General features: G+C 73.9%; 7 protein-coding genes and 1 pseudogene. All 8 read left to right on the forward strand.

What is annotated here, in order from left to right:
* The coding region (locus tag G3I41_RS11965) for a protein phosphatase 2C domain-containing protein (protein ID WP_164400184.1) at positions 1 to 1,073 on the forward strand (1,073 nt) is incomplete at its 5' end.
* A gap of 113 nt (positions 1,074 to 1,186) precedes the next feature.
* Positions 1,187 to 2,929: a pyruvate dehydrogenase gene (locus tag G3I41_RS11970; RefSeq protein WP_164400185.1), complete on the forward strand. Its 1,743-nt coding sequence runs from the start codon at positions 1,187 to 1,189 to the stop codon at positions 2,927 to 2,929.
* A gap of 279 nt (positions 2,930 to 3,208) precedes the next feature.
* Positions 3,209 to 3,376: a hypothetical protein gene (locus G3I41_RS36360; protein ID WP_203600808.1), complete on the forward strand. Its 168-nt coding sequence runs from the start codon at positions 3,209 to 3,211 to the stop codon at positions 3,374 to 3,376.
* Positions 3,373 to 4,848 (forward strand): glycosyltransferase family 2 protein, encoded by a 1,476-nt coding sequence (locus G3I41_RS11975; protein WP_164400186.1) that lies wholly within the window; start codon positions 3,373 to 3,375, stop codon positions 4,846 to 4,848. The genes G3I41_RS36360 and G3I41_RS11975 overlap by 4 nt, the downstream gene beginning before the upstream one ends.
* 121 nt (positions 4,849 to 4,969) lie before the next feature.
* Positions 4,970 to 6,364, forward strand: a complete 1,395-nt coding sequence (locus G3I41_RS11980) for a nucleotide sugar dehydrogenase (protein ID WP_164400187.1) — start codon at positions 4,970 to 4,972, stop codon at positions 6,362 to 6,364.
* A 100-nt stretch (positions 6,365 to 6,464) separates the two neighbouring features.
* Positions 6,465 to 7,631, forward strand: coding sequence for an FAD-binding oxidoreductase (locus G3I41_RS11985; protein ID WP_164400188.1), 1,167 nt, complete (start codon positions 6,465 to 6,467; stop codon positions 7,629 to 7,631).
* Positions 7,632 to 7,753: 122 nt separating this feature from the next.
* Positions 7,754 to 8,092 (forward strand): (2Fe-2S)-binding protein, encoded by a 339-nt coding sequence (locus tag G3I41_RS11990; protein WP_164400189.1) that lies wholly within the window; start codon positions 7,754 to 7,756, stop codon positions 8,090 to 8,092.
* Positions 8,073 to 8,253: pseudogene (locus G3I41_RS11995) on the forward strand (FAD/NAD(P)-binding oxidoreductase); the annotation flags it as partial. The gene G3I41_RS11990 and the pseudogene G3I41_RS11995, both read left to right, overlap by 20 nt.

Below are 8,253 nucleotides of genomic sequence, written 5' to 3' on the forward strand. Positions count from 1 at the left end.
CCCCGCTGCCCGGGCGGCCCGTCACCGAGCGGACCGGGGCGGACGGGCCCTTGGCCGAGGAGGCGCCGGGGGAGCTGGCCGCCGCGCCCCGGCCCCTGGTCACCCACGTCGGGGGCCGGCCGCCCACCTACGACGCCGAGCCGACGGCGTTGCCCGCCGCCGACCCGTACGAGCTGGACCAAGTCGTCCCGGACACGGTGCTGGACGGTGCCACCTACGGGACGTACACGCTGCGCGCCGCCTCCGTACGCGGTGACTCGGCCCGGTTCCGGGGCGAGCCGCGCCGGGACGCGCTGCTGACGGCGCGTTTCGGGAGCGGGGAGGACGCGCTGCTGCTGGTGGCCGTCGCCGGCGCCTCCCGGGGCGCGGAAGGGGCGTACACAGCGGCGGCGGACGCCTGCCACTGGATCGGCGAGGCGGTCGGACGCAGCCACGCCCGGCTCTCCGACGACATAAGGGCGGGCCGCCGGGCCGACCTGAAGTCCGGGCTCCACCGGCTCACCGACCGCGCCTTCGGCAAGCTGCGCGCCCGCGCCGCCGAACTGGGCGTGGAACCGGACGCGCACACCGCGAGCCTGCGCTGCCTGCTGCTGTCCACCGACCCCGGCTGCCGCACCCGGGTCTTCTTCGGCATCGGCGCCGGCGGCCTCTTCCGGCTGCGCGACGGCAGCTGGCACGACCTGGAACCGGCGGTACCGCCGCCCGCCGCGCTGAGCGGGGAGCCCGTGGTCGGCTTCGGCTCCTCCGCGCCGGAGAGCGGGCCGGGCGGCGACCGGCTGACCATGGACCTCAGCATCGCCACCGGCCCCGCCCCGTTCGTCGAGGACCCGCTCCCGCCCCCTGCCGAACCGTTCCGCTTCCGCGCCTCCGTCGCCCGGCCGGGGGACACCCTGCTGCTGTGCGGGGCGGGGCTCGCCGCCCCGCTGCGCGGCGAACCGGAACTGGCCGCCGAGCTCGCCACGCGCTGGTCCCCCGTGGAGGCGCCGGGTCTCGGGGCGTTCCTCGCGGACACCCGGATCCGGGTGAAGGGGTACGCGGACGACCGGACGGCGGTCGGCGTCTGGGAGGCGTAACGGCGCACACCATGGGTTGATGGATTCCGGACAACCGTCCGGCCGGGGTTTGGTGCCCCGCGTCCCGGACAGCCGGACGTGCACGGAGCACAGGCAGAGGGAGTGCGTCACCCATGGCCAAGCAGAACGTGTCGGAGCAGTTCGTCGACATCCTCGCCCGGGCGGGCGTCAAACGCCTGTACGGGGTCGTCGGGGACAGTCTCAACCCGGTGGTCGACGCCGTGCGGCGGCACGCGGACATCGAGTGGATCCAGGTCAGGCACGAGGAGACGGCGGCGTTCGCGGCCGGCGCGGAGGCGCAGATCACGGGGGACCTGGCGGCCTGCGCCGGGTCGTGCGGGCCCGGCAACCTGCACCTCATCAACGGCCTGTACGACGCCCACCGTTCGATGGCCCCCGTCCTCGCGCTGGCCTCGCACATCCCGTCGAGCGAGATCGGCCTCAACTACTTCCAGGCCACCCACCCCGAGCTGCTCTTCCAGGAGTGCAGCCACTACAACGAGATGATCTCCAACCCGCAGCAGATGCCCCGGCTGCTCCAGACCGCCATCCAGCACGCGGTCGGCCAGGGCGGGGTCAGCGTCGTGACCATGCCCGGCGACATCGCCGGACAGCCCGCCCCCGAGCGGTCCGCCGAACACGCCCTGGTCACCTCGCGCCCCACCGTGCGGCCGGGCGACGGCGAGATCGAGAAGCTGTGCCGGATGGTGGACGAGGCCAAACGGGTGACGCTGTTCTGCGGCAGCGGCACGGCGGGCGCCCACGCCGAGGTCATGGAGTTCGCCGAACGGGTCAAGTCCCCGGTGGGGCACGCCCTGCGCGGCAAGGAGTGGATCCAGTACGACAACCCGTACGACGTCGGCATGAGCGGGCTGCTCGGCTACGGCGCCGCCTACGAGGCCACCCACGAGTGCGACCTGCTGATCCTGCTCGGAACCGACTTCCCGTACAACGCCTTCCTGCCCGACGACGTGAAGATCGTGCAGGTCGATGTGCGGCCGGAACACCTCGGCCGGCGCACCAAGCTGGACCTGGCCGTCTGGGGCGACGTCCGCGAGACCCTGCGCTGTCTGACGCCCCGGGTGAAGGTGAAGAACGACCGCAAGTTCCTCGACCGGATGCTCAAGAAGCACGCCGACGCCCTGGAGGGCGTGGTCAAGGCGTACACCCGCAAGGTCGAGAAACACGTTCCGATCCATCCGGAGTACGTGGCCTCGGTCCTGGACGAACTCGCCGACGACGACGCCGTGTTCACCGTGGACACCGGCATGTGCAACGTCTGGGCGGCCCGCTATCTGACGCCCAACGGCAAGCGGCGGGTCATCGGCTCGTTCAGCCACGGTTCGATGGCCAACGCGCTGCCGCAGGCCATCGGCGCCCAGTTCACCGACCGGAACCGGCAGGTCGTCTCGATGTCGGGCGACGGCGGATTCACCATGCTCATGGGCGACTTCCTGACCCTCGTCCAGTACGACCTGCCGGTCAAGGTGGTCCTCTTCAACAACTCCTCACTCGGCATGGTCGAGTTGGAGATGCTGGTCGGCGGCCTGCCGTCGTTCGGGACGACCAACAAGAACCCGGACTTCGCGGCCGTGGCGCGTGCGGCGGGGGCGTACGGCGTCCGCGTCGAGAAGCCCAAGGAGCTTCACAGCGCCCTCAAGGACGCCTTCAAGCACAAGGGCCCGGCGCTGGTCGACGTCGTCACCGACCCCAACGCGCTCTCCATCCCGCCGAAGATCAGCGCGGACATGGTCACCGGCTTCGCCCTGTCCGCCAGCAAGATCGTGCTCGACGGCGGGGTGGGCCGGATGCTCCAGATGGCCCGCTCCAACCTCCGGAACGTGCCCCGTCCGTAGGTCCCGCCCGGAAGAAGCCAGGACAGGGCCACCCACGGGGACCCGGGCGCCCTGACCCGGGCCGGCCCCGGTGTCCCCGTCTCCATCCGTAGCCGATTGCCGCTGCCTCGCCGTCGCGAGGTCCTACGCCAGGCGACTGAATGGGCGCCGGGGACGGCAGCCGCGACGGTCCGGCAGGGAACCGTCCTTCTCGTACGTGCGGGCGGTCGGCGCCCGACGACCTCGGGCGCCGACCGCCCGCACCGCCGCATTCCGCGACGAGGACGAAGGGGCACACGGATGTCTGAAGGGCAGTTGGCGAAGACGGGGCTCGGGGCGGGCACCGTCACCGTGTTCGGGTTCGCGGCCGGGGAGGCGTGGCTGCTGGCCGTCGCCGCCGCGATCGTGGTGACCGGTGTCGTACTGCTCCGGCTCACCTGGCGGCGCGATCGCCCGGCCGGATCATGAGCGGGGACGACGGGCACGGACGCGGCACCGGGCAGGACAGCGTCCCGCATCGGCCCGCCCCGGTCCGGGTCGGCCCGGAGTCCGCGCGGCGCCGTCGTGTGCTGGCCGCCGCCACGCTCACCGTGCCGGTGCTCGGCTACCTCGTCCTGTGCCGCGTGGACGCGCTCGCCTCCCTCGGCGGGAACGGCCGGCCGCCCTTCGTCATCCTGTACACGCTGACCTGCCTGTGGCTGCTGTGGCAGACGCTGCTGGCCTACGCCGAGCGCCCCTACCGGGCGTCCGCCGAGCAGCAGGCCGTCCTGGACGCCGCCCACGTCGCCGTCCTGGTCCCCGTCTACAACGAGGACGCCCCCTTGCTGCGCCGCTGCCTTCGGTCCCTGCTGGACCAGACGCGGCTGCCGGACTCGGTCGACGTCACGGACGACGGAAGCGGCGTCGCCTACGACGAGGTGCGGGAGTGGTTCGAGCGGGCCGCGGCCGACGCCGGCGTCCGGGTCTCGTGGCAGCGCACGGAGAACCTCGGCAAGCGGCACGCCCAGATCAGGGCCGCCGCCGCGAGCCCGGACGCGGACTACTTCGTGACCATCGACTCCGACACCGAACTCGACCGGCTCGCGCTTCACGAGCTCCAGCAGCCCTTCACGGACGACCGGGTGCAGTCGGTGGCCGCCATCGTCATGTCCGCGAACGCCCGCGCCAGCCGGCTGACCCGCCTGTTCGACATGTACTCCCTCAGCTGGCAGCTCAACGAGCGCTCCGCGCAGTCGGTCCTGGGCTCCGTCGTCGTCAACACCGGCTGCTGCGCCTCCTACCGGGCCGAGGTGCTCCGCGACAACGCACGCGCCTACCTCGACGAGACGTTCATGGGGCGTCCGGTCGCGTTCTCCGACGACTCCCTTCTGACCCTCCTGGCCAGACTCCGCGGCAGGACGGTCCAGCAGCCGACCGCGTTCGCCCGTGCCACCATGCCGCAGACCCTCGATCACCACCTCCGCCAGCAGCTTCGCTGGATGCGCGGTTCCGCGATCCGGTCCTTCTGGCGCGTCAGATACCTCCCGCTCAACGGGTACGCCTTCTGGAACCAGACGGTCAACTGGTTCGTCACCCTGGCGGCCGCGGCCGCCTTCACCTGGTTCATCCTGCTGCACCCCATCAGCAACGCGGGCCCGCTGCCGCTGCTCCTCCTCGTCCCCGTAGTCGTCGGCTACCTCCACAGCCTGCGGTACCTGGCGATCCGCCCGGACGACGAACGGCTGCGCAGCCGGCTGCTGGTGTTCGCCTGCGCGCCGGTGGTGACGCTGTGGAGCTTCACGGTCCTGCGCGCACTGCGCTGGTACGGCCTGGCGACCTGCGCCCGCACCGGCTGGCTCACCCGCGAGAACGTGGAGGTCTACGCGGACACCGGTCCCCTCCTCCCGGCCGGGCCGCGCCGGGACGGGGTGGTGGCCGCCGCGCCCGGGGTGTCCGACTGACAGGGGCCGGGCCGCCGCCCCCGCGCAGGTGCGCCCATCCGCGTGATTCCGCCGCACCGATCGGCGCAGAGCGGCGAGCCAGGGCCGGTCCGGCGGCGGTGCCCGGGACGACGATCGCCCCATGGACGCGTTTGTGACCGGCCCGGGCGCCGGGTCCGCATCGGCCGAGGCGCCGGCCCGGTCCGCCGGTCCGGCGAGCGGGGAGGCCGCGCTGCTTCCCGGGCAGGCCACGGCCACCTGCGCGGACGTCGGCAAGGCCGCGGTCGAGGCCGGTCGGGTGGCGGTCGTCGGCCTCGGGTACGTCGGGCTGCCGACCGCGCTGGCGCTGCACGCCTCGGGCGCCAGGGTGACGGGGATGGATGTGAGCCCGGCCCGGCTGGACGCCATCCGCCGCCGGGCCGTGGACCTGCTGCCCGGGCAGTACGCGGGACTGGCCGCGGCACTGGAGGACGAGGAGTTCCTGCTCACCGACGACGCCGACGCGTTCCGCGACTGCGAGGCGGTCGTCATCTGCGTGCCCACCCCCGTCACCGATGACGCCGTTCCCGATCTGACCGAACTGCGCGCGGCGTGCGCGGCGGTAGTGGCCCGCGCCCGGGCCGGACAGCTGCTGCTGCTCACCTCGACCAGCTACGTCGGCACCACCCGCGACCTGCTCGTCACTCCGCTTCGGGAGCGCGGACTGCCCCCCGAGCGGGACGTGTTCGTCGCGTTCGCGCCCGAGCGGATCGACCCCGGGAACCCGCTGCACGGCCAGGAGCGGACGCCCCGCGTGGTCGGCGGCGTGGGCGCGGCCGCCACCGAGCGCGCCGCCGCACTGCTGGCGCGCACCTCACCCGTCGTGCACCGCGTCGACAGCCCCGAGACCGCCGAGATGGCGAAGCTGTGGGAGAACACCTTCCGCGCGGTCAACATCGCTCTGGCCAACGAACTCGCCGACAGCTGCCTGACCCTGGGCCTGGAACCGCATGCGGTGATCCATGCCGCGGCGACCAAGCCGTACGGTTTCATGCCGTTCTATCCGGGGCCGGGCGTGGGCGGCCACTGCATTCCCTGCGACCCGCACTACTTGCGGTGGCAGTTGGCCCAGCGGGGCGCCGCCACGCCCCTGCTCGACACCGCGATGGCGGCCGTGGCCGCCCGGCCGGACACCGTGGCGGCCCGCGCCCTCGCCCTCCTCGCCGCGAGGAAGGACGCGTCCCGGCCGCCACGCGTGCTGCTGCTGGGCGTCAGCTACAAACCCGGGGTCGCCGACATCCGCGACAGCCCGGCGCTGCGGATCATCGACGTCCTCTCCGCGAACGGGGCCTCCGTCGCCTACACCGACCCCTACGTACCGACGCTCGCGCGGGGACCTCGCGTCCTGACCGCCGTCGCCGATCCGGCCGCCCGCACCTGGGACCTGGTCATCGTCCACACCCGGCACCCCGGCTGGGACCTGTCCTGGGTTCCGGACAGCACTCCGGTACTCGACCCGACCCACCAGGGGATGCCGGAGGCAGTCCTCCGGAGCTGACCGCTCACCGCTTCAACCGGGGCCGACAGCCGATGAGTTGTCAGATATGCGGGTGCGACGCACTCTTGGCACCCCCAGAACCATGTGACATATTACTGCCGTGTTCACGAGACAGCCTCTGGATGTTGTCGTCGTCGGAGCCGGTGTCGTCGGCGCCGCCTGCGCGTACTACGCCACCCGGTCCGGCCTCTCGGTCGCGGTGGTGGATGGCGGACCGGTCGCCGGCGGCACCACGGGGGCGGGGGAGGGGAACCTTCTGGTCTCCGACAAGCCGCCCGGGCCGGAACTCACCCTCGCTCAACTCTCCGCCGCCCTCTGGCACGAGCTGTCCGAGGCCCTGCCTGCGGCGGTCGAGTACGAGCGGAAGGGCGGCCTCGTCGTCGCGGCGGACGAGCGGTCCCTCGCCACCCTCACCGCGACCGCCGCCGGACAAGCGGGGGCAGGGGTGCGCACCACGGCCGTCGCCCCGCACGAACTGCCCGAGCTGGAACCGCACCTCGCCCCCGGACTCGCGGGCGGCGTCCTCTACCCGGAGGATGCCCAGGTCCAGCCCGCCCTCGCCGCCGCCCACTTGATCCGCGCCGCTCGCGACGCCGGAGCGGCCCTGCACACCGGCCGCCCGGTCACCGCCGTGCTCACCGGACCCACGGGCGCGGTGCGCGGCGTGCGTACCGGGGCAGGTGACCTGCTCGCCCCGGCCGTGGTCAACGCGACGGGCGTACGCGGCGGGGAGTTCGCCGCGCTGGCCGGGGTGGAGCTGCCCGTCCTGCCCCGGCGCGGGTTCGTCCTGGTGACCGAGCCGCTGCCCCCGCTGATCCGGCACAAGGTGTACGCCGCCGAGTACGTGGCCGATGTGTCCAGCGCGTCGGCCGCCCTCCAGACGTCACCGGTCGTGGAGGGCACCCCCGGCGGGCCCGTCCTCATCGGCGCCAGCCGCGAACGCGTCGGCTTCGACCGCACCCTGTCCGTGCCGGTGGTCAGCAGGCTGGCCGAAGCGGCCGCCGCGCTCTTCCCGGTCCTCGGAACCGCCCGGGTGCTCCGTGCCTACCACGGCTTCCGCCCGTACCTGCCCGATCACCTCCCCGCCATCGGCCCCGACCGCCGCCTCCCCGGCCTCTTCCACGCCTGCGGCCACGAGGGCGCCGGCATCGGACTCGCCCCGGCGACGGCGGCCCTGGTCACGGCGGCGATCCGGGGCGAGGACCCGCCCCTGGACGCCGAACCGTTCCGGCCGGACCGCTTCGGGGCGGACGCCGGAGGCGGGTGAGCCGCACGCCCTCCGAAGCCGCTCGCCCCGAAGCCGCCGCCCGCACCGCCCCGAAGCCGCCCGCCCGCACCGCCCCGAAGCCGCCGCCCCCTGACCGCCCGATCCACGAGACAGGAGCTCCGGTGAGACGAGCACGCCGACGTGACCCCGTCCGCACCCCGGCCGGGCTTGCCGGTGCCGAGCCCGGGCCCGGGTTCGAGATCACCTTCGACGGGCGCCCGGTGCCCGCCCTGCCCGGCCAGAGCATCGCGGCCGCGCTGTGGGCCGCCTCCGTCCTCAGCTGGCGTACCACCCGGGTCAACGGGCGGCCCGCCGGGGCCTTCTGCGGGATCGGCTCCTGCTTCGAGTGCCTGGCCACCGTCAACGGCCGGCCGAACCTGCGGGCCTGTCTGCTGCCCGCCCGGCCCGGCGACGCCGTCACCACCCAGGAAGGGAACGGACATGCCGCACCCCGCCCCTGACCGCGCCGAGGTCGCCGTGGTGGGCGCGGGCCCGCCCGGCCCGGCGACGCCGTCACCACCCAGGAAGGGAACGGACATGCCGCACCCCGCCCCTGACCGCGCCGAGGTCGCCGTGGTGGGCGCGGGCCCGGCCGGGCTCGCCGCCGCCGTCACCGCCGCCG

The organism is Streptomyces sp. SID9727 (assembly GCF_010550605.1).
Lineage (GTDB): Bacteria > Actinomycetota > Actinomycetes > Streptomycetales > Streptomycetaceae > Streptomyces.

Bases quoted from the DNA above. Each gene is read 5' to 3' on its own strand.
- G3I41_RS11970 (WP_164400185.1), top strand. From the start codon at position 1,187: ATGGCCAAGCAGAACGTGTCGGAGCAGTTCGTCGACATCCTCGCCCGG.
- G3I41_RS36360 (WP_203600808.1), top strand. From the start codon at position 3,209: ATGTCTGAAGGGCAGTTGGCGAAGACGGGGCTCGGGGCGGGCACCGTC.
- G3I41_RS11975 (WP_164400186.1), top strand. From the start codon at position 3,373: ATGAGCGGGGACGACGGGCACGGACGCGGCACCGGGCAGGACAGCGTC.
- G3I41_RS11980 (WP_164400187.1), top strand. From the start codon at position 4,970: ATGGACGCGTTTGTGACCGGCCCGGGCGCCGGGTCCGCATCGGCCGAG.